Here is a 22,262-nt window from a genome sequence, read left to right as displayed (position 1 = left end):
CAGAATGTTGCAGATCAAAGAGCAATTAAAACAGTTAAAGCCTTACCAGCCCGGCAAGCCCATTGAAGAAGTCAAAAAAGAATTCAATCTGGATGCAGTCGTAAAGCTTGCTTCAAACGAAAATCCGTACGGCTGTTCTGAAGCGGCAAAAGAAGCTCTCCAGACCGAAGTTCAGCAAATGGCGCTTTATCCCGACGGCTATAGTGCGGCGCTTAGAACAAAGCTTGCCGGACATCTCGGCGTAAATGAAACAAACATCATTCTAGGAAACGGAACAGATGAAGTCATTCAAATTATTTCCCGTTCACTGCTAGGCGCGGGCACAAATACCGTGATGGCGAATCCGACATTTTCTCAGTACAAACACAATGCTGTCATCGAAGGCGCTGAGGTTCGGGAAGTCGCCCTGCTTGAAAACGGCTGTCATGACCTTGATTCCATGCTTGAGGCGATCGATGAACAGACAAAAGTCGTCTGGGTCTGCAGTCCGAATAACCCGACCGGAACGTATGAACAGGAGCAAAAGCTGATCCGTTTTCTTGAAGAGGTGCCTGAACACGTTCTCGCTGTCGTTGATGAAGCGTATTATGAATATGTAACAGCAGAAGACTACCCTGAGACCATTCCGCTTTTGAAACGCTTTCCGAATCTGATGATTCTCAGAACATTTTCAAAGGCATACGGATTGGCGGCTTTAAGGGTTGGCTACGGCATAGCTCCAGAACAGCTGATTCAGGCGATTGAACCCGCGAGACAGCCGTTTAATACAAACCGGCTTGGGCAGGCTGCGGCACTTGCCGCGCTCGGCGATCAGACGTTTATTGAAGAATGCGTGAGAAAAAACAACGAAGGGCTTAAGCAGTACTGCGATTTCTGCTCTGAGCACGGGCTGAAGTATTATCCTTCACAAACAAATTTTGTGCTGATCGATTTTAAACGGGATGCAGACGACCTGTTCGGCGAACTGCTCAAAAAAGGCTACATCGTCAGATCTGGGAATGCGCTCGGCTTCCCGGCCCATCTCAGAATATCCATCGGTACGAAAGAGCAGAATGAAGGGTGTTTAAAAACTTTAGCTGATTTGTTGTAAGAGGTGATGCTTCAGTCACCTCTTTAGTCTATTGAACTAGGTGATAATCATGAATCAATCGAATGAAACGATTTTTTTGGCTGGCTTAGGCTTAATCGGCGGTTCTATTGCTCTTGCGATTAAAAAGGAGCATCCGGGGAGACGGGTCATCGGCTTTGATGTGTCTGACGAACAGGCCAGAGCCGCACAGAAGCTTGGCGTGATTGACGCCCCGGCCGTTTCTTTTTTAGAAGGAATCAAAGAAGCATCGACCGTTATTTTAGCTGCGCCCGTTGAGCAGACACTTCACATGCTCGATGAACTAGCCGTTTCAGGCATCAAGAAAAAACTATTGATTACCGATGTCGGCAGCACAAAACAAAAGGTTGTCAGCCATGCTGAAAACGTTCTGCCGAAAGACTATCAGTTTATCGGCGGCCATCCGATGGCGGGCTCTCATAAATCAGGTGTGGCTGCGGCTAAAGATCTGTTGTTTGAGAATGCATTTTATATCCTGACACCTTCCCGCTCCGCAAGCATTGATGCTGTCGCCTCTTTAAAAGAACTATTAAAAGGGACAAATGCGAGATTTGTAGAAATGTCTCCGGAAGAGCATGACGCGGTCACAAGCGTCATCAGCCATTTTCCCCATATCGTGGCGGCAAGCCTCGTTCACCAGACAGTCAAATTTGAAGACCAATTTCCGCTCGTTAAGCGTTTTGCAGCGGGAGGATTCCGCGATATAACGAGGATTGCCTCAAGCAGCCCGGCGATGTGGCGGGACATCCTTTTGCATAACAAAGATAAAATTTTAGAGCGGTTTGACGAATGGAAACACGAACTGGACAACATTCAGTCTCTTGTTAAAAATGAAGATGCAGACGGGCTGTTTGAATTTTTCCGGCAAGCAAAGGAATATCGCGATGGCCTGCCTTTGCGGCAAAAAGGCGCGATTCCATCTTTTTATGATCTTTATGTCGATGTCCCCGACCATCCCGGGGTCATCTCCGAAATTACGGCGATTCTCGCCGATGAACACATCAGCATTACGAACATCCGGATTATCGAAACAAGGGAAGAGATAAACGGTGTTCTCAGGATCAGTTTTCAATCTGATGAAGATCGCAAACGGGCTGAAAAATGCATTCAAACCCGCGCAAAATATGAAACATTTTACGCTGATTGAGGTGGAATAGATGAAAAGAGGAAAAGTCAGTTCACTAAAAGGAGAACTTCATATCCCGGGGGACAAATCGATCTCCCACCGTTCTGTTATGTTCGGCGCCCTTGCAGAAGGCAAAACGGTCATCAAAAACTTTTTGCCGGGAGCAGACTGTTTAAGCACAATTGCATGCTTTAAAAAAATGGGAGTTGAAATCGAACAGGACAAAAGCGATGTCACGGTTTACGGCAAAGGGCTTGATCAGCTGTCTGAGCCTGCAGAACTCCTCGATGTTGGGAATTCTGGAACAACGATCAGACTGATGCTCGGCATTTTAGCCGGACGCCCGTTCCACAGCTCAGTAGCGGGGGATGAAAGCATCGCCAAAAGGCCGATGAAGCGTGTAACAGAGCCCCTTAAGCAAATGGGGGCAAAAATCGACGGCCGGGCAGGGGGAGAATATACGCCGCTTTCTGTCCGCGGCGGGAACCTGGCAGGGATTGATTTTCAATCACCGGTTGCCAGCGCGCAAATTAAATCGGCCATCCTGCTTGCAGGGCTTCAGGCCAAAGGAACTACAACAGTGACTGAGCCGCACAAGTCAAGGGATCACACCGAACGGATGCTGTCGATGTTCGGCGTTAAGCTTGATGAAGATGAAACATCTGTTTCAATTGCCGGAGGGCAGACATTAAAATCGGCCGATGTTTTTGTCCCGGGAGACATCTCATCGGCGGCATTTTTCCTGGCGGCCGCTTCGCTTGTCCCGAACAGTGAGGTCGTCCTTCGCAATGTCGGACTGAATCCGACGAGGACCGGAATCATCGATGTTCTTAAAAAAATGGGCGCACATCTCGAAATTGAAAAAAAAGACGCCGGAAGCGCTGAGCCGTATGGTGATCTGAAAATAAAAACCGCTTCTCTACAAGCTGTCGAAATTTCAGGAGACTTAATTCCGCGGCTCATCGATGAAATCCCGATTATCGCGCTGCTTGCTACACAGGCTGAAGGCACAACGGTTATAAAAGACGCCGCCGAACTTAAGGTGAAGGAAACAAACCGCATCGATACCGTTGCTTCAGAGCTGGAAAAAATCGGTGCGCACATCGAGCCGACAGAAGATGGGATGAAGATTTACGGTAAGACGCCATTGACAGGAGGAGCGGAAGTCTCAAGCCATGGCGACCACCGGATCGGGATGATGCTTGGAATTGCAGCCTGCATTTGTGAGAATCCGATCGACATTTCGCACCCGGAAGCCGTAAGCGTATCGTATCCGACATTTTTTGAACATATCGAAAAGCTGACTCAAAAAGTCTGAAGCCCTGTGCTTCAGGCTTTTTTGCCTGCAAACGCCGGGCGGCCCGGTTTTTAACATATAATCAAAGCTCGCGGCATAGCTTGTCTTAAGCAGACTTGAAATCCGCTTTCTTCAAAAAATGTCAGGGCAACATATTTGCCGGCAGGCACTTCCGTGAATTATGATAATAAATATCTCACCGCGATTTGCCGGCGAAAGATGCAGGCGACGATTTGACGAAAGAAAGGGACGTTTAGATTTGAATACTTCAATTCAAGAAGCCATAAAATTAGTTGAAGCAGGCCATACTGAAAGCGGATTGAAAAAACTTGCTGATGTCGAGCCTGACCTTCATGATGAAGACAAACTGGTAGCAGCCCAGCTGTACTACGAATGGGGAATTGTTGATAAGGCCATTGCCATTGTGAATGATTTGCATGAACTTTATCCGGAAGAAACAGAACTGACTTGTTTTTATGCCGAGCTCCTTATTGAAACCGATCAGGAAGAGAAAGCGCTCAGCGTTCTCGAAACGATTCCGGAAACAGACCGGGCATATCCGGAAAGCCTGCTCTTGATGGCCGATCTGTATCAGATGCAGGGGCTGTTTGAAGTCAGCGAGCAAAAACTGCTGAAGGCGAAATCGATTTTGACAGATGAACCGGTCATCGACTTTGCTTTGGGAGAGCTGTATTTTACTCAGGGAGCCTACGGAAAAGCGGTGCAGCAATTCAAAAAAGCGGCCCGCGAAGAAGCTGTCATCGGAGGTGTCAATCTTTATCAGAGGCTGGCCGAATCATTAAGTTCGTCAGGGGAGTTTGAAGAAGCGCTCGAATGGTATGAAAAAGCCGTCCGGGAAAACCCGGAGCCCAATACACTGTTTGGATTTGGTTTTACCGCTTTAAAAGCGGGGTATTCTAAAACTGCGATCAAACAATTAACAGAGCTCAAAGAAATGGATCCGGCCTATTCTTCGCTTTATAAGCCTCTAGCGAACAGCTATGAAGCAGAAGGGCTTTACGAGGAGGCATTTGAAACGGCCAAAGAAGGGATCGGCGTAGACGAATTCAATAAAGAGCTGTATCTTTCTGCAGCGAAAGCAGCCTTAAAAACGAAAAGGCATTCGGACGCGAAAGATCTGCTTCGCGAAGCGCTGGCGCTTGATCCCGGATATATTGAAGCCGTCCACACCCTGCTTGCTCTTTTTCTTGAAGAAGAAGACCATGAGGCGATCATTGATCTTGTTCATGAAGTCCGCAAATACGGTGAGGACGATCCTAAATTCAGCTGGTTCCTGGCTTCAGCCTACGCGCAGGAAGAAGAGTACGGGAAAGCCCGGCAGGAATACGAGAACGCGTTTTTGCATTTTCAGGAGGACGGAGACTTTCTCTACGAGTATTCAGGGTTTCTGCTGGAAGAAGGGAGACGGAAAGAAGCTTTGCCGCTTCTGAAAAAACTGGCTGAGCTTGACCCCGCAAATGAGGAGGTCCAAGAGACGATTTTCCGAATAGAAGATGAAAATTCCTTTGAATAAGCAGGATATGATCGGTTTGTGTGGAATTATTAAAGTAATACACAAGAGGCGATAGAGGAGGGAATAACATGCAGACCCCTGTTTCTGTCAATGAAAAAAAAGATTTTATCCGCTGGTTTTTAAACCACTATCAGCTAAAACGAAGAGAATGTGTATGGATTCTCAATTATTTAATGAGCCATGACTCGCTAATGGAGAAAGTGCATTTTGTCGAGCAGGCCGAATTTTGCCCAAGAGGTATTATCATGTCCACCCACTGCGTTGAAGAAGTGCCTTTTCGTTTTTATAAAGAAAATGTCATGACAACTGATGCAGAAAAATCATTTCATGATATCAGGCTGAATAAGCAGCAGGATCTTTTCATCCAGCTGAATTTCCGCTCAGCCTATAACTCTCCGGAATACGCGGCTGTTTTGGAAGCCAATCCGCATATTCCGAAAGACCTTTACGAAAATGAAAAAGATAAAATTGTCGCTGAACAGATTTTGGAGCACTCCATTTCCACTTTTCAGAGACAAAAACTGCTGCGGGAAATAGACGAAGCGCTTGACCGCCAAGATAAAGAAAGCTTCGAAAAACTAGCTAAACAACTGAACCAGCTGCGATAGATCCGCCGCTAATCAAGCCTTGCATAATGCAAGGCTTGTTCAGCTATGGAGTAAGCGCTGTCAAAAAGGGGAGGAAAAAGAGTGAAATGGAATGCGCAAGATGCGGATGTTTATCTGAATGCAAAAGAATATATCGATACAGCCGTCATTCCGCTGATTTCTGTTCAATTGGGAGATCAGTTTAAATCGGCCGTATCAAAAGGAGAATTCACGTCTATACTGGCAGAAGAACTTGAGAGGCAGCTGAAAGGCCGCGTCTATCTGTTTCCGCCTTATACATACTTACAGGCTGATGAGAAATCAGTCAAGGATATTGCTGATTTAAAAGAAATGTCGGAAAAGCATTTTCGGCACACCGTTTTTTTAACGACTGATGAACAGTGGAAGCAAGTCCTCAAAGATGAGCAAAAACTGCTCTGGATTCCGGCGATTCCTCTCGAACATATGAAAGATTCTTTAAAGCAAAAGCTTTTGGAAGACCAAATAGAGCAAATATTGAACATTTTGTTACAATATTGGAACTCTTAATAAAAACACTTACATTTCCTTTGTATAATGATTTTGGGAATGTTGACCTTCCTAAAATATTGATATATTATGAGGGTGTCCTAGTTTCATGAATTTTTTTCTATTTCAGTTATATTGTAGCTGGGGACTTGAGGGGGGATATGAAGATGAGCGAAAAAAGACATCGGGTATCCAGACGTCAATTTTTAAACTATACGCTGACTGGCGTCGGCGGTTTTATGGCGGCCGGAATGCTCATGCCTATGGTTCGCTTCGCGCTCGATCCGGTTTTAAGACCGACTGAGGATCAGGACATGGTTCAGGTTGTCAGCGTTGATGAACTGACGAATGAACCGCAGCGCTTCGACTTCAAGATCAAGCAAGTGGATGCTTGGTACGAGTCTGAAGAATCGAGGTCGGCGTGGGTTTTCAAAAATGGGGAAGAAATTGTAGCTTTATCACCGGTTTGTAAACATTTGGGGTGTACGGTCAACTGGAACAGCGATCCTAAAAATCCGAACAGGTTCTTTTGTCCGTGCCATTACGGGCTTTATGAAAAGGATGGTACCAATGTACCCGGAACTCCGCCGCTTGCTCCTCTAGACCACTATGAGCAAGAGGTTAAAGACGGCTATCTTTACTTAGGAAAAGCCATGCCGAGGAAGGATGGGTGATCATGCTAAACAAAATTTATGACTGGGTTGACGAACGACTCGATATTACGCCGCTTTGGCGGGATATTGCCGATCATGAAGTTCCTGAACACGTAAATCCCGCACACCATTTTTCAGCTTTTGTATATTGCTTTGGGGGACTGACGTTTTTTGTAACAGTGATTCAGGTGCTTTCCGGCATGTTTTTGACGATGTATTACGTTCCGGACATTAAAAATGCCTGGGAATCGGTTTATTATCTGCAAAATGAAGTAGCATTCGGACAGATTGTAAGGGGAATGCACCATTGGGGGGCGAGCCTGGTCATCGTGATGATGTTCCTTCATACGCTGAGGGTTTTCTTCCAGGGGGCTTATAAAAAACCGAGGGAGCTGAACTGGATTGTCGGCGTGCTGATCTTCTTTGTCATGCTCGGTTTAGGTTTTACAGGCTATCTTTTGCCTTGGGATATGAAAGCTCTGTTTGCGACGAAGGTTGGTTTGCAGATCGCTGAAGCGACGCCGCTGATCGGTCCGGAAATCAAAACGCTGCTTGCCGGTCATCCGGATATTGTCGGCGCCCAGACGTTGACGCGCTTTTTTGCCATACACGTCTTTTTCCTGCCAGCCGCTCTTTTCGGCCTTATGGCTGCACACTTTATTATGATACGCAAGCAAGGTATTTCAGGCCCGCTGTAAAATGACGACATAAAAAGAAGGAGGGGATGGCATGAAAAGGGGAAAAGGGATGAAGTTTGTCGGAGATTCAAGGATTCCGGCCGAAAGAAAACCGAATATTCCAAAAGATTATTCGGAATTTCCGGGAAAAACGGAAGCGTTCTGGCCGAACTTTCTGCTGAAAGAATGGCTCGTAGGAGCGGTTTTTCTGATCGGTTTTCTTGTGCTGACCGTCGTTCATGAGCCTCCGCTGGAGCGGATGGCCGATCCGACAGATACCGGTTACATACCTTTGCCGGACTGGTATTTTCTATTTCTGTACCAATTGCTCAAGTATGAATATGCTGCTGGACCATATACGGTGGTCGGCGCCATTGTTATTCCGTCAATTGCTTTCGGCGCGCTCTTACTGGCGCCGTTTCTCGACAGAGGTCCTGAGAGAAGGCCGTATAAACGCCCGGTTGCAGTAGGTCTAATGCTTTCGGCGCTGGCGGCTTCGGTTTTCTTAACATGGCAGTCCGTTGCCACCCACGATTGGGCCGCTGCTGAGGAGCAGGGCAAAATCAAGGAAGAGGCTGATATTGATACAAGTGCAGCAGGATTTAAAGTTTATCAGGAGCAAGGCTGTATCTCATGTCACGGAGATAACATGCAGGGAGGAGCTGCCGGACCGTCTCTCGTCGATAACGGCTTGTCTCCGGAAGAAATTGCGAAAATCGCCAAGGAAGGAAAAGGAGAAATGCCTGCCGACGTTTTTAAGGGTTCTGATAAAGAGCTGGAAGAACTGTCTAAGTTCATCTCGGAAACAACAGCGAAGTAAAAGTGTTGTCAAGATGATAAAGGCAGGCTATACTCATGATAGAGCTGAAGCTGACGCCTGGTCAGCCTCTCGAGGCTGTCGACTATGTCGATGGCCTCTTAACATTTGGCTGCGCTTCCTAAGAAGGTGCAGAAGCCGGAGGGCGTCTGCATCCTGCCGTGTGGTTTGAGGTCAGAATAGCGAACTCGGCGCCGGCTTTTTTTATTTAAAGAGACTGTGAGTTGATTGCTGTGAAATTGATTTCCTACATACTCGGACAAAAACCGATGCTTGCCCTGCTTTTGATCATTAATTTTTTCGGCACGGTATACGGATATTATTGGTACCTTCCGCAGCTGATGGATACACCGGCAAAATTTCTGATCTTTGTTCCGGACAGCCCGACAGCGACCTTATTTTTTTTATTTGTTTTGATCGGTCTTTTATTCAAAAGAAATGCTTCTCTGTTTGAAGCGCTTGCGCTTGTCACGCTTGTCAAATACGGGCTGTGGGCCGTTGTCATGAATATTCTTGTGCTTGTGACGACAGGAAGCCTTCATTGGACCGGATATATGCTGATCGCATCTCATTTTGCGATGGCTGTCCAGGGTGTTCTGTATGCGCCGCATTACCGGTTTAAAGGATGGCATTTGGCGCTTGCGGCAGTTTGGACACTGCATAATGACATCATTGATTATGTGTTCGGGATGATGCCAAATTATTCGATGCTTACCCAGTATATGCCGCAAATCGGCTATTTTACGTTTTGGCTCAGCATCGCATCGATCGGTCTGGCATATTATTTTGTGCTGTCACGGAAAGCTTTTAAGCTGTAAGCTTCGGTCAACAATCTTGGTCTAACCTTGTCCCTCTCTTCATATTCTTTAATAGAAGGAGTAGGAGGGACCGTAAATGATACGAAAGGTGATCCTTTGCATACTGCTTGCGCTTATGTTTCCTGCGGACGGTTTGATAGCCGAAGAATCATCCGCTTTACAGGAATTGACCGAGCTGTCTGATACGGTATTCCAGCTAACAAGACAGTCTCAGTATGACGAAGCAGTTCAGATTCTTCATTATTTTGAAGAGCGGCTGAAAGCAGCAGAGAGAGACGGGGCAGAAGATGTGATGACAGGTTCCGAGATTCGCCAGGTCAGCTTGGCATACCGCGACATGCTGAAAAGCCTGGAAAGCGAAGAGACGGAGAAAAAAGTCAAGTTTAAGGCCGCAGCACAGTTTAGAATGCTGATGGACGCGATCGAATCCGATCATGACCCGCTCTGGGGCTCTTTGAAAAAACCGATTATGGATTCCTTTAGATCGCTGAAGGCTGATATTCAAAAAGAAGACAATCTGACGTTTCGGGAACAGTGGAATCATTTTTTGTCATTGTATGATACGATTTATCCGAGTTTAACGATTGATATTTCGCCAAAACAATTGAGAAGTGTCTCCAACCATATTGAAGTTGTCGAGCACAGAGATTTTCAGCAAATGACGGAAAGCAGCAAGCTTGAACGTCTGACGCTGCTGGAAAAAGACTTGGAAGATGTGTTTAATCAAGTAGAAGAAGATGATGCAGACCCCTCCCTTTTATGGGTCATCCTGACAACCGGAAGCATCATCCTTTCCACGCTGACATACGTGGGATTCAGAAAGTATAAAGCTGAAGGGGACAGGCACAAAAAAAGAGAAAAAGATTGGCCGAAATAAGAAGCTCTGCTGATCGCGAGCTTCTTTTTGCTTGATGGAATCAGCGGGAAATGGGATTTTTATTTTCGTCTAGTGTAAAGCCTTCTCCCAATACATCGTGAACATCGCTGACAGCAACAAAGGCATGGGGATCGACGGAAGTAATCACATTTTTTAATAGAAAAACTTCATTTTTCGGGACGACGCAGTATAAAACATCGCGCTCTGTTTTTGTATAAGATCCCTGGCCTTTTAAAACGGTCACGCCTCTTTCCATTTCCTCGATGATTTTTTGCTGGATCTGCTCGTTCTTTTCAGAGATAATGGTGGCGCCTTTTGCTGCGTATCCGCCTTCCTGCATGAAATCAATCACTTTGGAAGCAACAAATACGGCAACTAGCGTGTACATCGCCTCTTTATAGGAAAGGTAAAAAATTAGAGACAGTGTAATCACGCAGGCGTCAAAGACAAACATGGCTTTTCCCATCGGCACTTGAAAATATTTGTTGATGAGCCGTACGATAATATCGACGCCGCCTGTCGTTCCGCCGTATTTGAAAATAATTCCCAATCCAGTCCCGATAAAAACGCCGGCAAAAAGCGCCGCCAGCGCGAGATCATGCTGAAGCGGCATATGTATTTGGAAGCGCTGAAAAATCCACAAAAACATAGACAGGCTGACGGTTCCTAGAATCGTATACATAAAAACCGTTCTCCCTAAGAGCTTCCAGCCGATAATAAAAACCGGAATGTTCAACACCAGATTGGAAATCGAAGGATCGATATGAAACAGAAAATAAAGCAGCAGGGTGATGCCGGTAAAACCGCCTTCTGACAGGTTGTTCTGCATATTAAAATGAACGAGTCCAAAGGAAAAAACAGCGGCTCCTGCTAATATAAACAAGACATTTTTCATTCTGATGTCTCCGAACATAAAAAAACCCCTTTCCTTCCATAAGCTGGCGTTAATATTATAGTGTATCCATTTCAAAACAGCAAACCCGTTTTAATCATTTGTCAAACTTGTTTGAATTCGCTAACATGTAAGAGATGACAGGAGGTTTTACCGTATGACGAAAGAAAAAACGATGAAAGATATACAGCGTGAGGTTGATGAATACATCGGCCAATTTAAAGAGGGCTACTTCAGCCCGCTTGCAATGATGGCCAGGCTGACAGAAGAACTCGGCGAACTCGCCAGGGAAGTCAATCATCATTACGGTGAAAAACCGAAGAAAAACACCGAAGCTGAAAAAAAGATGGAAGAAGAAATTGGCGACGTGCTGTTTGTTTTAGTTTGTTTAGCCAATTCGCTTCATATATCATTGGATGAAGCACATGATATGGTCATGGAGAAATTCAACACCCGTGACAAAAACCGCTGGACAAGAAAAGAAGAAGGAAAGTAGAGGAGATTCACATGTCAAAGGAAACCATCAAAATCGTAATCGCCGGACCGCGCGGAAGAATGGGAAGCGAGGCTGTCAAGCTTGTTGAAGACACCCCTCATTTCGAGCTTGCCGGTGCAATAGACCGTACATATAACCGTGACAAACTGTCAGATGTTTTACCATGCCGTTCAGATGCCGTCATTTATACGGACATACACGAATGCTTTTCAGAAACAAATCCAGATGTGCTCATTGATCTGACAACGCCTGAAATCGGCAAAGTTCATACAAAAATCGCCTTGGAGCACGGCGTCCGTCCTGTAGTAGGAACGACAGGTTTTTCTGAAAGCGATTTGAGCGAACTGATGGAGCTGACGGACGAAAAAGGAATCGGTGCGATTATTGCGCCAAACTTCGCGCTCGGAGCCGTCCTCATGATGAAATTTTCGCAGATGGCTGCCAGCTATTTTGCCGATATCGAAATCATTGAACAGCACCATGATCAAAAGCTTGATGCGCCGAGCGGAACAGCTTTGAAAACAGCGGAAATGATTTCGGCTGTCCGCGAAGCGAAACAACAGGGGCATCCGGATGAAACAGAAATTTTGCCGGGGGCAAGGGGCGCAGACCAAAACGGAATCCGCCTGCACAGCGTCCGCCTGCCGGGATTGATCGCCCACCAGGAAGTAATGTTTGGAGGAGACGGACAAACCCTTAAAATTCGTCATGATTCATACAATCGAGCATCCTTTATGTCCGGTGTGAAGCTGGCTGTTGAACAAGTGATGAAAATCGATCAGCTTGTCTACGGCCTCGAAAATATAATAGAGTAACAAAACAAAGGGGGAAATCGCAATGAAAATCGCCTTAATTGCCCATGACCGAAAAAAGCAGGATATGATTCAGCTGACAACGGCTTACAAACACATTTTAAATAAGCATGAATTGTTTGCGACGGGAACGACCGGTACAAAAATTACCGAAGCGACAGGACTGCCGGTCGTGCGTTTTCAATCCGGGCCGCTTGGCGGGGACCAGCAGATCGGCGCACTGATCGCAAAGAATGAAGTCGATCTTGTGATTTTTTTGAGAGATCCGCTGACAGCTCAGCCGCATGAACCGGATGTCTCTGCATTAATTCGTTTGTCTGACGTATATGCAATCCCGCTTGCGACCAATATGGGGACGGCGGAAATTTTGATCCGATCTGTTGAGGAAGGCGCATTTGAATTCAGAAAAATGGTTCATGGCGGGGATCAAGATGCTTGATATACTGGCTTTCGGCGCGCATAGCGATGATGTAGAAATCGGCATGGGGGGAACCATCGCCAAATATACTAAGAAGGGCTTTCGAATTGGAATCTGTGATTTAACCCAGGCTGAACTGTCTTCAAACGGAACGGTCGAAACGAGAAAAAATGAAGCAGCGCTGGCCGCGGAAATTTTAGGCGCCAGTCCGCGGATTTCCCTTGCCCTGCCTGACAGGGGGCTGTTCCTCAACCAGGCAGCCGTCATGGAAGCCGTCTCCGTCATCCGGATGTATAAGCCAAAGCTTGTCTTTGTTCCATATCAAAAAGACCGGCATCCGGATCACGGACATGCGGCGGAAATCGTCGAAGAAGCGGTTTTTTCCGCCGGAATACATAAATATGAAGATGCAAAAAAACAGCCGGCCCATAAAGTGCAAAATATGTACTACTATATGATCAACGGCTTTCATAAACCTGAATTTGTCATCGATATTTCTGAGACGATGGCTCAAAAAAAAGAGAGTCTCGGTGCATATCAAAGCCAGTTCAGCCGTTCGGAACAGTCGGTGGAAACCCCGCTGACGAACGGCTATATTGAAACGGTCGAAGCCCGGGAAAAGCTTCTTGGAAAAGAAGCCGGCGTCACATACGCGGAAGGTTTCTTCTCCAAGCGGATACTTTTGTTAAACAACGATTTATTTGGGGGCGGATGATGAAAAAATTAAAAATCGGAATCACGTGTTATCCGAGTGTAGGCGGATCAGGAATCATCGCGACAGAGCTCGGTAAACTGCTGGCGGAAAAAGGACATGAAATTCATTTTATTACATCAAGCGTTCCGTACAGGCTTAATAAAGTGTATTCCAACATCTATTTTCATGAAGTCGAAGTCAATCAATATGCTGTGTTTAAGTACCCGCCGTATGATTTGGCTTTGGCCAGCAAAATGGCGGAGGTGGCAAAGCGGGAGCAGCTTGATGTTCTGCATGCCCATTACGCGGTGCCGCACGCGATTTCCGCTTTTTTGGCAAAACAAATGCTGGACGGAAACATTAAGACAGTTACAACACTGCACGGCACAGACATTACAGTTCTCGGCTATGACCCGTCTTTAAAGGATCTGATCAAGTTTGCGATTGAATCCTCTGATCGTGTCACAGCAGTTTCATCTGCTCTCGCAGCTCAAACCTATGACTTAATCAAGCCGAACAAAAAGATCGAAACGATCTATAATTTTGTCGATGAGCGGGTTTATTTAAAACAGGAACAGCATTCCTTGAAAGAGCAGTACGGGATTGCCCCGGATGAAAAAGTGGTCATCCATGTCTCGAATTTCAGACAGGTCAAGCGTGTACAGGATGTGATCCATGTATTCAGCCGAATTGTCAAACAAATGAAAGCGAAGCTGATCCTGGTCGGGGATGGGCCTGAAATAACCGTCATATGCCAGCTTGTCAGGCAGCTCGGCATAAAAGACGATGTGCTGTTCTTAGGCAAGCAAGACAGTGTAGAAGAGCTTTACGCCATCAGCGATTTAAAGCTTCTCTTATCTGAAAAAGAAAGCTTCGGCCTTGTTTTGCTTGAAGCAATGGCCTGCGGCGTTCCGTGCATCGGCACTAACATCGGGGGCATTCCCGAAGTGATAAAAGACGGAACGTCCGGCTATCTGGTGAATGTAGGCGATGTTGAAGATACGGCCGAAAAGGCGCTTCAATTGCTGACGGATGACAGGCTGCACCGCCGCTTTGCGGAAGCAGCGCTGAAAAACATCAAAGAGCGTTTTTCTTCAAGCCACATCATCAGCCAGTATGAAGATGTTTATCAACAATTAATAGACTGGGAGTGTGACAATGGAGGATCTCTTTTTAAAGGCTCTTCCTCTCCTTCATGAGCTGAAAAGACACGACTGGCAGGCTTACTTTGTAGGCGGAGCGGTAAGGGACACGTACATGAACCGCCCTGTAGGTGATGTGGATATCGCAACTGACGCACCTCCGGAAGAGATTGAAAGCATTTTTCCGAAAACGATCGATGTCGGCAAAGAACATGGAACGATCATTGTTCTCTTTGACGGTGAATCTTATGAGGTGACAACGTTTCGAGCAGAGCTTGAATACGAGGATTTCAGAAGGCCGAGCGGTGTTCAGTTTATTAAGTCGCTGAAGGAAGATTTGAAGCGGCGCGACCTGACGATCAATGCCATGGCTATGGATGCGGAAGGCCGGCTGATCGATTATTTTGGAGGCCGGCAGCATATAAAAGAAAAGCTGATTGAAACGGTCGGCGACCCGGCGGAGCGCTTTCACGAAGACGCGCTCCGTATGCTGCGGGCGCTCCGTTTTATGAGCCAGCTGGAATTTACGCTTTCTCAAAGTACAAAAAAAGCGATTTGTGAAAATGGCCATCTGCTGGCGCATATCTCCACAGAGCGTAAAACGGTTGAATTTGAAAAGCTTTTAAAAGGAAATGCAGCTGGTCAGGCGCTTAAGGCAGTGGCTGAGACAGGACTTTACACAGAGCTTCCGGGATTGGCGCACAAAAAGGAGCGCATTCTGACAGCCGGCGGCTTTCCTTTTTTTAAGCTGGAAAAAAGAGCGGACGTCTGGGCGGCCTTCATTTTCATGATGTCGATCGGTACAGATGAAGCTCACGATTTTTTAAAGGCGTGGAAGCTTCCCGGAAAAGTCATCAAGCAAGCGACTCAGGTTGCGGGCCGCATTGACCAGCAATGGGACGTGCTTGCCATGTACGAGGCGGGAGAAGAAACGCTGATTTCTGCATGTACGATTCAAATGCTGAAGGATGATCAAGCCGTTGATGAACGCCGTTTGACTGAAGTGAGGAAGGCGTATCAGGCGCTTCCGATCAAAAGTTTGAAAGATTTGGCCGTGACCGGCGGCGATCTGCTGCGCGTCAGGGAAAAGCCGCCTGGGAAATGGGTAGCTGATGATTTAAAACGAATTGAGCGGGCCGTTTTAAACGGTGAACTCGCCAATCAAAAAAAAGCCATAGAGGAGTGGCTGGATTCATGCAATCAAATTTGAGAAAAAAACTGATTCAATTGTTTACAGAGGCTGACGGTGAATTCATCTCGGGCCAGAAAATCAGCGAAGAGCTTGGATGTTCCAGAACGGCGGTTTGGAAGCATATCGAGGACTTAAGAAAATCAGGCTATGAACTTGAAGCCGTCAGGAAGCTCGGCTATAAGATGAAAAAAAAGCCTGACAAAATCAGTGAAAACGAAATCAGGCTCGGCTTAAAAACGAAAAAAATGGGACAAACCATTTATTTTCAAGATGTCGTGCCTTCGACCCAGAAAATCGCTCATGAACTTGCGAACAACGGGGTGGAGGAAGGAACGATCATCGTTGCCGACAAACAGACGGAAGGAAGGGGGAGAATGGCGAGAGCATGGCACTCCCCGGAAGGCAACGGAATTTGGATGAGCATCATCTTAAGGCCGGAAATTCCCGTTCAAAAAACCCCTCAGCTGACTCTTTTAGCCGCTGTCGCCATTGTACAGGCAATCGAGGAGCAAACGGGGATAAGCGCGGAAATTAAATGGCCGAACGATATTTTAATCGGCGGCCAAAAAACGGTCGGAATCCTGACCGAACTGCAGGCTGAAGCGGACCAAGTCCACTCCGTCATTGTCGGAACAGGCATCAATGTCAATCAGCTGGAAGGCGACTTTCCCGATGAATTAAAGGAGACGGCTACAAGCCTGCGCCTGGCGAGCGGAAAAAAGGTCGATAGAGCAGCCTTGATTCAGACGATTCTCCTAACATTTGAAAAAAGATACAGCGATTATATCGCACACGGTTTTCAGCCGATCAAGCTTCTATGGGAGAGTTATGCGTTGACTCTGCACCGCAATTTGACCGCGAGGACGCTAAATGGAACGTTTCATGGCAAAGCGCTTGGCATAGACGATGAGGGCGTTTTGCTATTGGAAACAAGTGATGGCATTCAAAAAATATATTCCGCCGATATCGAAATCAGTCCGTCATAGTTGGAACGAACGCGGGGTTTTTGGTATACTTCGGTTGGGCAGTATCCTTAGGAGCTGCACCTGGAATTAAATGTTACTGATAAAAACACAGTCTGCCTTGATCCAAAAAGGACTGGGACAGAGGGATGATTCTTGCCGATCTCTTGAGGACGATCAAAATCCTTCTTTCTTAGCGGAAGGTTTTTTTACTGTCCGAAAAAGATGCATGATGAAAAACGGCAGCTCATCTCCTCTGAATAAGAGGAGGAGAAAAAACTTGAAGACAAAGCTTGATTTTTTAAAAATGAAACAGCAAGGGGAACCTATCGTCATGTTGACGGCCTATGATTACCCGGCGGCAAAGCTTGCCGAACAAGCGGGAGTGGACATGATCCTTGTCGGAGATTCTCTCGGAATGGTCGTGCTCGGCCTTGACTCGACTGTATCTGTCACGGTCGCGGACATGATCCACCACACAAAGGCCGTCAAACGCGGTGCTAAAGATACATTTATCGTGACCGACATGCCTTTTATGTCCTATCACTGTTCTCAGGAAAGCGCGCTGAAAAACGCCATGTCAATCGTTCAGGAAAGCGGGGCAGATGCCTTGAAGCTTGAAGGCGGCGACGGCGTGTTTGACACGATTACGGCTTTAACCCGGGGCGGAATCCCCGTGGTCAGCCATTTAGGACTGACCCCTCAATCTGTCGGTGTCCTGGGAGGCTATAAAGTTCAGGGGAAAGATGAAGAAAGCGCCCAAAAACTGATTGACGACAGCAGACGTTGTGAAGAAGCGGGAGCTATAGCACTCGTACTTGAATGCGTCCCTGCGGCTCTTGCGGAACGGATTTCGCAAGAGCTATCGATCCCTGTCATCGGCATCGGAGCAGGCGCTGGCACAGACGGACAGGTTCTCGTTTATCATGATGTTGTCGGGCACGGGGTCAGCCGTACGCCTAAATTTGTGAAGCAGTATGCTCAAATCGATCCGCCGATCGAAGAAGCGCTTTCTGGTTATGTCAAAGATGTCAAAAACCGCTTTTTCCCTGAAGATGTCCATTCCTTCCACATCGATCAGCAAGTGCTTGAAGGGTTATACGGAGGAAAATAAACATGATTGAAGTCCATACAGCAAAAGATATTCAAAAGCTAGCGAAAAAATATCGAAAAGAAGGAAAAACAATCGGTTTTGTGCCGACGATGGGATTTCTTCATGAAGGTCACATGTCTCTTGTGAAAAAAGCGCGCAAAGATAATGACATTGTGGTCATGAGCATTTTTGTCAATCCGATGCAATTCGGTCCAGGAGAAGATTATGACGCATATCCGAGAGATCTTGAAAGGGACCGGAAGCTTGCGGAAGAAGGCGGGGTGGATGTGCTGTTCACACCAGGCGCCGAAGAAATGTATCAGCAGGAATCAACGGTCATCGTAAATGTCAAAAAAAGAACGGACGTCCTCTGCGGCCGTTCAAGGGAAGGGCATTTTGACGGGGTTGCAACCGTGCTGACAAAATTATTCAACCTCACGTCTCCGACAAGGGTTTATTTTGGGATGAAGGACGCACAGCAGGTAGCTGTTGTCGACGGACTGCTCAATGATTTCTTCATGGATATCGAATTGATTCCGGTTGATACGATGCGGGAAGACGACGGGCTTGCGAAAAGCTCCCGAAATGTCAACCTTTCAGCGAGCGAGCGTAGTGAAGCACCGGCTCTTTATCAGGCCCTTCAGCAAGGAGCCCGGCTCATTCGCGAAGGAGAGCGGAACCCTGATGCGATTAAAAAAGAGATCCGCACCCTTTTAGAAAAAACGAGCGGTGTCATCGATTATGCAGACATTTATTCGTACCCCGATCTGGAGACGATGGAAACTCTGAGTGGAAAAATCATCATAGCGGTTGCCGTTCAATTCTCAAAAGCCCGCTTGATTGATAATATCATCGTCAATATCCCGCTGGATCAAAAGGAGGATTTATGATGTACCGTACGTTAATGAGCGGAAAGCTTCACAGAGCGAGAGTGACGGAAGCCAACTTAAACTATGTTGGCAGCGTGACAATAGATGAAGATCTACTGGATGCTGTCGGCATGATGGTAAATGAAAAAGTGCAAATTGTAAATAATAATAACGGAGCCCGGCTCGAAACATACATTATTCCTGGTGAAAGAGGGAGCGGCGTCATTTGTTTAAATGGCGCGGCCGCCCGCCTCGTTCAAGAAGGGGATATCGTTATCATCGTTTCATATGCGATGATGTCTGAGGAAGAAGCAAAGACGCACAAGCCAAAGGTTGCCGTTTTGAACGAAAAGAACGAAATCGAGCAAATGCTGGGTCAGGAGCCGGCCCGTACCATTCTGTAGCCCCCTTTGCCTTTAGGGGGCTTTCATGTCGTTTAGAAAGAAATTTCAGTGCCGGAAGCCTGTTTTTTCGGGACATCGCTCCCGAATCTTTCTAAAACGTGTTACACTTTTGTCGAACGTATCAAAATTGAGGTGTCCATTTAATGAACAATCAACGATATGTAGTTATTGATGTGGAAACGACAGGGAATTCGCCGAAAAAAGGCGATAAAATCATTCAAATTGCAGCGGTTGTGATTGAAAATGGACAAATTACCGAACGTTTCTCCAAATATATTAACCCAAATCAGCCTATTCCCGCTTTTATTGAGCAGCTGACGGGAATCACAAATGAAATGGTTGAACATGAAGAGCCGTTTTCGGCTATTGCCGAAGATATATATAGACTCCTCAATAACAGCTGTTTTATTGCCCATAATATCCACTTTGATCTCGGATTTGTCGAATATGAATTAAAGCGGGCCGGCTTCGGTGAACTTGAATGCGATGTTCTTGATACGGTAGAGCTGGCGAGAATCGTATTTCCCCGCTTTGACGGATACAAACTGACAGAGCTGAGCGAAGAGCTGAAGCTTGAACATGAAAATCCGCACAGGGCAGATAGTGATGCAGAAGTGACCGCTTTCATTTTTTTACATATGATAGACAGGCTGAAGCAGCTCCCGCTTCCCGTTCTGAAAGCGATCAGACGTTTATCTTGGCATTTGATCAGCGACGCACAGGAACTTTTGGACAGTTTGATCATTGAAAAGGATAGCCGCACCGATCTTGAAGCAGGCTATATAAAGGTCGGTTCATTTGTGATTAAAGCGCCCGAGTCCACCCATGAAGAACCTGAGGAAGAGGGCCGCAGCGTCAAGAAAGACACGCTCATATGGGAAGAAGCCGGCGGCCTCTCTTCTTTGCAGAAGCATTTTGAAAACAGGGAAGGGCAAACAAAAATGATGAAAGAGGTGTGGACCGCTTTTGACAATCATGAGCATGCCCTAATCGAAGCTGCTACAGGAATCGGCAAAACGCTTGGATATTTATTGCCTGCAGCCGTTCATGCCAAACAAACAGGAAAACCGGTCGTCATCAGCACATTTACGACATTGCTGCAGCAGCAGATCTTGAATCGGGATATTCCGCTTATGGAAAAGATCTTTCCGTTTCCGGTTAAGGCAGCCGTTTTAAAAGGCCGTTCCCATTATTTGTGCATTCGCAAATTTGAGCATATTTTACATGAGGATGATGATAATTACGATGCCGTCCTTGCAAAGGCGCAAATTCTCGTTTGGCTCACAGATACAGAAACAGGCGATTTGTCTGAAATCAATCTTCCTTCAGGCGGCAAGCGGCTTTGGGACAGAATAGCTTATGATCATCAGTCGTTTGCGCGAACCCATCCAATAAGGGAATTGTGTTTTTATGAACGGGCAAAAGCGAAGGCAAAACAGGCCGATATGATCATTACCAATCATGCCCTGCTTTTGACGGGTGAAGCCAGCCAAAGAGTTCACACAGTTGATGCGGATACATTTATCATCGATGAAGCCCATCACTTTGAACGGGTTGCGGGCGAACAATATGGAACGAGAGCCGACTACGTTTCCCTGCACAAAAAATTGATGCAGCTCGGCACCCTGAAACAGAAGGGGCTTTTAAAAAGAGCGGAGCGTCTGTTTCGTTCTGCCGGCATCTCAGCCGACTCTTTTTTTCAAATGGATGAGCGGCTCAGCCTTCTTTTTGAAGAAAGCGATATGTTCTTTACAGCTGTCCATTCTTTTGTGAAACGGAGGAAACCAAAAAACGATCTAAATCGTCTGTTATATAAGGTCGGTCCTGAAAATGAAAACAGAGCGTGGAACCGGCTTGTGGAAGGGGCCAGAAGGCTGTGCTCCATGCTGTTTGATATGCATGAGCTGTTTGTCGAGCAAATGGAGAATCTCGACGAAAAAAGCATGTCTTTTACAAGCCGCCAGGCGTTTCTTTTAGAAGAATATCAGTCCTGCATGAACCATCTAAAAAAGTACGGCGAAAAGCTCGGCCGTTTGTTTTTCGAACATGTGGAGGATGAGGTCGTCTGGATTGAAATCGATGCCAAAGGAGCAAAAAATGCCGCCTCGGTTTATGCTCAGCCGCTTGATGCAGGAGAAATGCTGGCTGACCGGTTTTTCACCGAGAAAAAAAGCGTTGTGATGACATCGGCAACCCTTGTGGTTGAAAATTCATTCAGCTATATGATCAAAAAGCTCGGCTTAAGCGACTTCTATCCGAGGACCTTGCAGATTGAATCGCCTTTTTCTTATGATAAGCGTATGAAAATCATGATTCCTAAAGACATCAGTCCGATTAAAAACGATCAGTCTGAAGATTATATTCATGATGTTGCCCGGTATATTAAGTCGCTCGCCAAACAGCAGAATGCTAAAGCGCTCGTTTTGTTTACGTCTCATGACATGCTGCGCGCCGTATATCACGCATTGAAAAATGATGCTGATTTTCCTTGTCAGCTGCTGGCTCAGGGTGTTTCAGGAGGAAGTCCCGCCAAGGTCATGAAATTGTTTAAATCATATCAGCATGCTGTCCTTCTCGGAACAAATCATTTTTGGGAAGGTGTTGACTTTCCCGGTGATGAGCTGACAACGCTGGTGATTGCAAGGCTCCCTTTCAGGCCGCCCGACCATCCGGTTGAATCAGCCAAGTGTGAAAGGGCGAAGAGAAGGGGAGAAAGCCCGTTTCAAGCGGTTTCTCTTCCTGAAGCTGTTTTGGCTTTTAGACAGGGCATCGGCAGGCTGCTGCGTTCTGAGGAAGACAGCGGGACAGTCGTCATCCTTGACCGCCGGATTCGAACTTCTTCCTATGGCAGGGTATTTATGAAGGCGCTCCCCCCGGCTCCTGTCGAAGAACCGACATTCCTTGAGATGGAAGCCTATATTTCCGGACTGAATGTTAAAAAGCCGCATTAAGCGGCTCTTGGAATGGTGTGGATTAAGGTTTTATTTTTTGGCTGTCTATTTAAACGGTTTTTCCCGTTGTAACAACTAGTATGGCTTTTGGCAGACAGAGTATGAATGACAATTATTGTTTCGTGCGGAGGTATTTGAAAATGGATAATAAAATCGAAATTCTTTCTACAGTAAGTGTGCAGCATTCAGAAGATCTTTACAAAATCGTCGATCTGTTAAACCGGACGCTCAAACGCGATGATTTAATGTTTGGGCTCGCTCTTGATGAAGAAGATCAAAAACAGGCAATTTTTACGATTTATCGTACATAGGAGC

At 46.4% G+C, this 22,262-nt stretch carries 24 protein-coding genes; 23 read left to right on the top strand and 1 reads right to left on the bottom strand.

The annotated features are described in order from the left end of the window. Nucleotides 1–7 precede the first annotated feature (7 nt). The 11 genes from hisC to ypjB all read left to right on the top strand — a co-directional run bounded on the left by hisC (nt 8) and on the right by ypjB (nt 10,022). Complete coding sequence (gene hisC, locus RBH91_RS12865) at nt 8–1,090, top strand: histidinol-phosphate transaminase (protein WP_076759003.1); 1,083 nt, start codon at nt 8–10, stop codon at nt 1,088–1,090. Nucleotides 1,091–1,139: 49 nt separating this feature from the next. Beyond that, nucleotides 1,140–2,255 carry a prephenate dehydrogenase gene (locus RBH91_RS12860; protein WP_307891847.1) on the top strand — a complete coding sequence of 372 codons (1,116 nt, stop codon included), beginning with the start codon at nt 1,140–1,142 and terminating at the stop codon, nt 2,253–2,255. 10 nt (nt 2,256–2,265) lie between these two features. Beyond that, nucleotides 2,266–3,552 (top strand): 3-phosphoshikimate 1-carboxyvinyltransferase, encoded by a 1,287-nt coding sequence (aroA, locus tag RBH91_RS12855; RefSeq protein ID WP_307891846.1) that lies wholly within the window; start codon nt 2,266–2,268, stop codon nt 3,550–3,552. A 238-nt stretch (nt 3,553–3,790) separates the two neighbouring features. Further along, nucleotides 3,791–5,065: a tetratricopeptide repeat protein gene (locus RBH91_RS12850; protein ID WP_307891845.1), complete on the top strand. Its 1,275-nt coding sequence runs from the start codon at nt 3,791–3,793 to the stop codon at nt 5,063–5,065. 68 nt (nt 5,066–5,133) lie between these two features. Further along, nucleotides 5,134–5,673: a ReoY family proteolytic degradation factor gene (locus RBH91_RS12845; RefSeq protein WP_026587605.1), complete on the top strand. Its 540-nt coding sequence runs from the start codon at nt 5,134–5,136 to the stop codon at nt 5,671–5,673. Between the two features lie 81 nt (nt 5,674–5,754). Then, complete coding sequence (locus tag RBH91_RS12840; RefSeq protein WP_076758908.1) at nt 5,755–6,201, top strand: YpiF family protein; 447 nt, start codon at nt 5,755–5,757, stop codon at nt 6,199–6,201. A 146-nt stretch (nt 6,202–6,347) separates the two neighbouring features. Beyond that, nucleotides 6,348–6,854, top strand: a complete 507-nt coding sequence (locus tag RBH91_RS12835; RefSeq protein ID WP_076758910.1) for a QcrA and Rieske domain-containing protein — start codon at nt 6,348–6,350, stop codon at nt 6,852–6,854. 2 nt (nt 6,855–6,856) lie between these two features. After that, a complete protein-coding gene (gene qcrB, locus RBH91_RS12830; RefSeq protein WP_006636390.1) occupies nt 6,857–7,531 on the top strand; it encodes a menaquinol-cytochrome c reductase cytochrome b subunit in 675 nt (224 codons plus the stop codon). A 31-nt stretch (nt 7,532–7,562) separates the two neighbouring features. Beyond that, nucleotides 7,563–8,330, top strand: a complete 768-nt coding sequence (locus RBH91_RS12825; RefSeq protein ID WP_076758912.1) for a menaquinol-cytochrome c reductase cytochrome b/c subunit — start codon at nt 7,563–7,565, stop codon at nt 8,328–8,330. A 266-nt stretch (nt 8,331–8,596) separates the two neighbouring features. Continuing rightward, nucleotides 8,597–9,145 carry a lipoprotein heptaprenylglyceryl N-acetyltransferase LhaT gene (locus RBH91_RS12820; protein ID WP_162274718.1) on the top strand — a complete coding sequence of 183 codons (549 nt, stop codon included), beginning with the start codon at nt 8,597–8,599 and terminating at the stop codon, nt 9,143–9,145. 76 nt (nt 9,146–9,221) lie between these two features. Continuing rightward, nucleotides 9,222–10,022: a sporulation protein YpjB gene (gene ypjB / locus RBH91_RS12815; protein ID WP_307891844.1), complete on the top strand. Its 801-nt coding sequence runs from the start codon at nt 9,222–9,224 to the stop codon at nt 10,020–10,022. Between the two features lie 40 nt (nt 10,023–10,062). On the opposite strand, the gene RBH91_RS12810 is transcribed toward ypjB, so the two are convergent. Further along, nucleotides 10,063–10,935, bottom strand: coding sequence for a YitT family protein (locus tag RBH91_RS12810; RefSeq protein WP_076758917.1), 873 nt, complete (start codon nt 10,933–10,935; stop codon nt 10,063–10,065). 136 nt (nt 10,936–11,071) lie between these two features. Between RBH91_RS12810 and RBH91_RS12805 the strand changes: the two genes are divergently transcribed. From RBH91_RS12805 to RBH91_RS12750, 12 genes are all read left to right on the top strand, one after another. Then, entirely contained in the window at nt 11,072–11,410 is a 339-nt protein-coding gene (locus tag RBH91_RS12805) for a nucleotide pyrophosphohydrolase (RefSeq protein WP_076758919.1), read from the top strand. 11 nt (nt 11,411–11,421) lie between these two features. Beyond that, entirely contained in the window at nt 11,422–12,225 is an 804-nt protein-coding gene (dapB, locus tag RBH91_RS12800) for a 4-hydroxy-tetrahydrodipicolinate reductase (protein WP_307891843.1), read from the top strand. 22 nt (nt 12,226–12,247) lie between these two features. After that, nucleotides 12,248–12,661, top strand: coding sequence for a methylglyoxal synthase (mgsA, locus tag RBH91_RS12795; protein ID WP_307891842.1), 414 nt, complete (start codon nt 12,248–12,250; stop codon nt 12,659–12,661). Then, nucleotides 12,654–13,355 (top strand): bacillithiol biosynthesis deacetylase BshB1, encoded by a 702-nt coding sequence (gene bshB1, locus RBH91_RS12790; RefSeq protein WP_404802513.1) that lies wholly within the window; start codon nt 12,654–12,656, stop codon nt 13,353–13,355. The genes mgsA and bshB1 overlap by 8 nt, the downstream gene beginning before the upstream one ends. Next, nucleotides 13,355–14,533, top strand: a complete 1,179-nt coding sequence (bshA, locus tag RBH91_RS12785) for an N-acetyl-alpha-D-glucosaminyl L-malate synthase BshA (RefSeq protein ID WP_307891841.1) — start codon at nt 13,355–13,357, stop codon at nt 14,531–14,533. Before bshB1 ends, bshA begins: the two co-directional genes overlap by 1 nt. Next, nucleotides 14,493–15,686, top strand: coding sequence for a CCA tRNA nucleotidyltransferase (locus tag RBH91_RS12780; RefSeq protein WP_307891840.1), 1,194 nt, complete (start codon nt 14,493–14,495; stop codon nt 15,684–15,686). Before bshA ends, RBH91_RS12780 begins: the two co-directional genes overlap by 41 nt. Then, entirely contained in the window at nt 15,671–16,654 is a 984-nt protein-coding gene (locus tag RBH91_RS12775) for a biotin--[acetyl-CoA-carboxylase] ligase (protein WP_307891839.1), read from the top strand. Before RBH91_RS12780 ends, RBH91_RS12775 begins: the two co-directional genes overlap by 16 nt. Nucleotides 16,655–16,910: 256 nt before the next feature. Then, the gene (gene panB / locus RBH91_RS12770; protein ID WP_307891838.1) at nt 16,911–17,744 is read left to right on the top strand and encodes a 3-methyl-2-oxobutanoate hydroxymethyltransferase; all 834 of its coding nucleotides are present in this window, start codon (nt 16,911–16,913) and stop codon (nt 17,742–17,744) included. Between the two features lie 2 nt (nt 17,745–17,746). Further along, nucleotides 17,747–18,613 (top strand): pantoate--beta-alanine ligase, encoded by an 867-nt coding sequence (panC, locus tag RBH91_RS12765; RefSeq protein WP_307891837.1) that lies wholly within the window; start codon nt 17,747–17,749, stop codon nt 18,611–18,613. Further along, a complete protein-coding gene (gene panD / locus RBH91_RS12760) occupies nt 18,613–18,996 on the top strand; it encodes an aspartate 1-decarboxylase (protein WP_076758941.1) in 384 nt (127 codons plus the stop codon). The genes panC and panD overlap by 1 nt, the downstream gene beginning before the upstream one ends. 143 nt (nt 18,997–19,139) lie before the next feature. Continuing rightward, nucleotides 19,140–21,947, top strand: coding sequence for an ATP-dependent DNA helicase DinG (dinG, locus tag RBH91_RS12755; RefSeq protein ID WP_307891836.1), 2,808 nt, complete (start codon nt 19,140–19,142; stop codon nt 21,945–21,947). A 140-nt stretch (nt 21,948–22,087) separates the two neighbouring features. Next, nucleotides 22,088–22,258, top strand: a complete 171-nt coding sequence (locus RBH91_RS12750) for a YpmA family protein (protein WP_076758946.1) — start codon at nt 22,088–22,090, stop codon at nt 22,256–22,258. Nucleotides 22,259–22,262 lie beyond the last annotated feature (4 nt).

It is taken from the genome of Bacillus swezeyi, assembly GCF_030908325.1.
GTDB lineage: Bacteria > Bacillota > Bacilli > Bacillales > Bacillaceae > Bacillus > Bacillus swezeyi.
This window is presented reverse-complemented; position numbering and strand designations above follow the sequence as displayed.

What these genes read in the sequence shown, in the direction of transcription:
- RBH91_RS12860 (WP_307891847.1), top strand. Translation starts at nt 1,140, where the DNA reads ATGAATCAATCGAATGAAACGATTTTTTTGGCTGGCTTAGGCTTAATC.
- aroA (WP_307891846.1), top strand. Translation starts at nt 2,266, where the DNA reads ATGAAAAGAGGAAAAGTCAGTTCACTAAAAGGAGAACTTCATATCCCG.
- RBH91_RS12845 (WP_026587605.1), top strand. Translation starts at nt 5,134, where the DNA reads ATGCAGACCCCTGTTTCTGTCAATGAAAAAAAAGATTTTATCCGCTGG.
- RBH91_RS12835 (WP_076758910.1), top strand. Translation starts at nt 6,348, where the DNA reads ATGAGCGAAAAAAGACATCGGGTATCCAGACGTCAATTTTTAAACTAT.
- qcrB (WP_006636390.1), top strand. Translation starts at nt 6,857, where the DNA reads ATGCTAAACAAAATTTATGACTGGGTTGACGAACGACTCGATATTACG.
- RBH91_RS12825 (WP_076758912.1), top strand. Translation starts at nt 7,563, where the DNA reads ATGAAAAGGGGAAAAGGGATGAAGTTTGTCGGAGATTCAAGGATTCCG.
- RBH91_RS12820 (WP_162274718.1), top strand. Translation starts at nt 8,597, where the DNA reads ATGCTTGCCCTGCTTTTGATCATTAATTTTTTCGGCACGGTATACGGA.
- ypjB (WP_307891844.1), top strand. Translation starts at nt 9,222, where the DNA reads ATGATACGAAAGGTGATCCTTTGCATACTGCTTGCGCTTATGTTTCCT.
- RBH91_RS12810 (WP_076758917.1), bottom strand. Translation starts at nt 10,935, where the DNA reads ATGTTCGGAGACATCAGAATGAAAAATGTCTTGTTTATATTAGCAGGA.
- RBH91_RS12805 (WP_076758919.1), top strand. Translation starts at nt 11,072, where the DNA reads ATGACGAAAGAAAAAACGATGAAAGATATACAGCGTGAGGTTGATGAA.
- dapB (WP_307891843.1), top strand. Translation starts at nt 11,422, where the DNA reads ATGTCAAAGGAAACCATCAAAATCGTAATCGCCGGACCGCGCGGAAGA.
- mgsA (WP_307891842.1), top strand. Translation starts at nt 12,248, where the DNA reads ATGAAAATCGCCTTAATTGCCCATGACCGAAAAAAGCAGGATATGATT.
- bshB1 (WP_404802513.1), top strand. Translation starts at nt 12,654, where the DNA reads ATGCTTGATATACTGGCTTTCGGCGCGCATAGCGATGATGTAGAAATC.
- bshA (WP_307891841.1), top strand. Translation starts at nt 13,355, where the DNA reads ATGAAAAAATTAAAAATCGGAATCACGTGTTATCCGAGTGTAGGCGGA.
- RBH91_RS12780 (WP_307891840.1), top strand. Translation starts at nt 14,493, where the DNA reads ATGGAGGATCTCTTTTTAAAGGCTCTTCCTCTCCTTCATGAGCTGAAA.
- RBH91_RS12775 (WP_307891839.1), top strand. Translation starts at nt 15,671, where the DNA reads ATGCAATCAAATTTGAGAAAAAAACTGATTCAATTGTTTACAGAGGCT.
- panC (WP_307891837.1), top strand. Translation starts at nt 17,747, where the DNA reads ATGATTGAAGTCCATACAGCAAAAGATATTCAAAAGCTAGCGAAAAAA.
- panD (WP_076758941.1), top strand. Translation starts at nt 18,613, where the DNA reads ATGTACCGTACGTTAATGAGCGGAAAGCTTCACAGAGCGAGAGTGACG.
- dinG (WP_307891836.1), top strand. Translation starts at nt 19,140, where the DNA reads ATGAACAATCAACGATATGTAGTTATTGATGTGGAAACGACAGGGAAT.
- RBH91_RS12750 (WP_076758946.1), top strand. Translation starts at nt 22,088, where the DNA reads ATGGATAATAAAATCGAAATTCTTTCTACAGTAAGTGTGCAGCATTCA.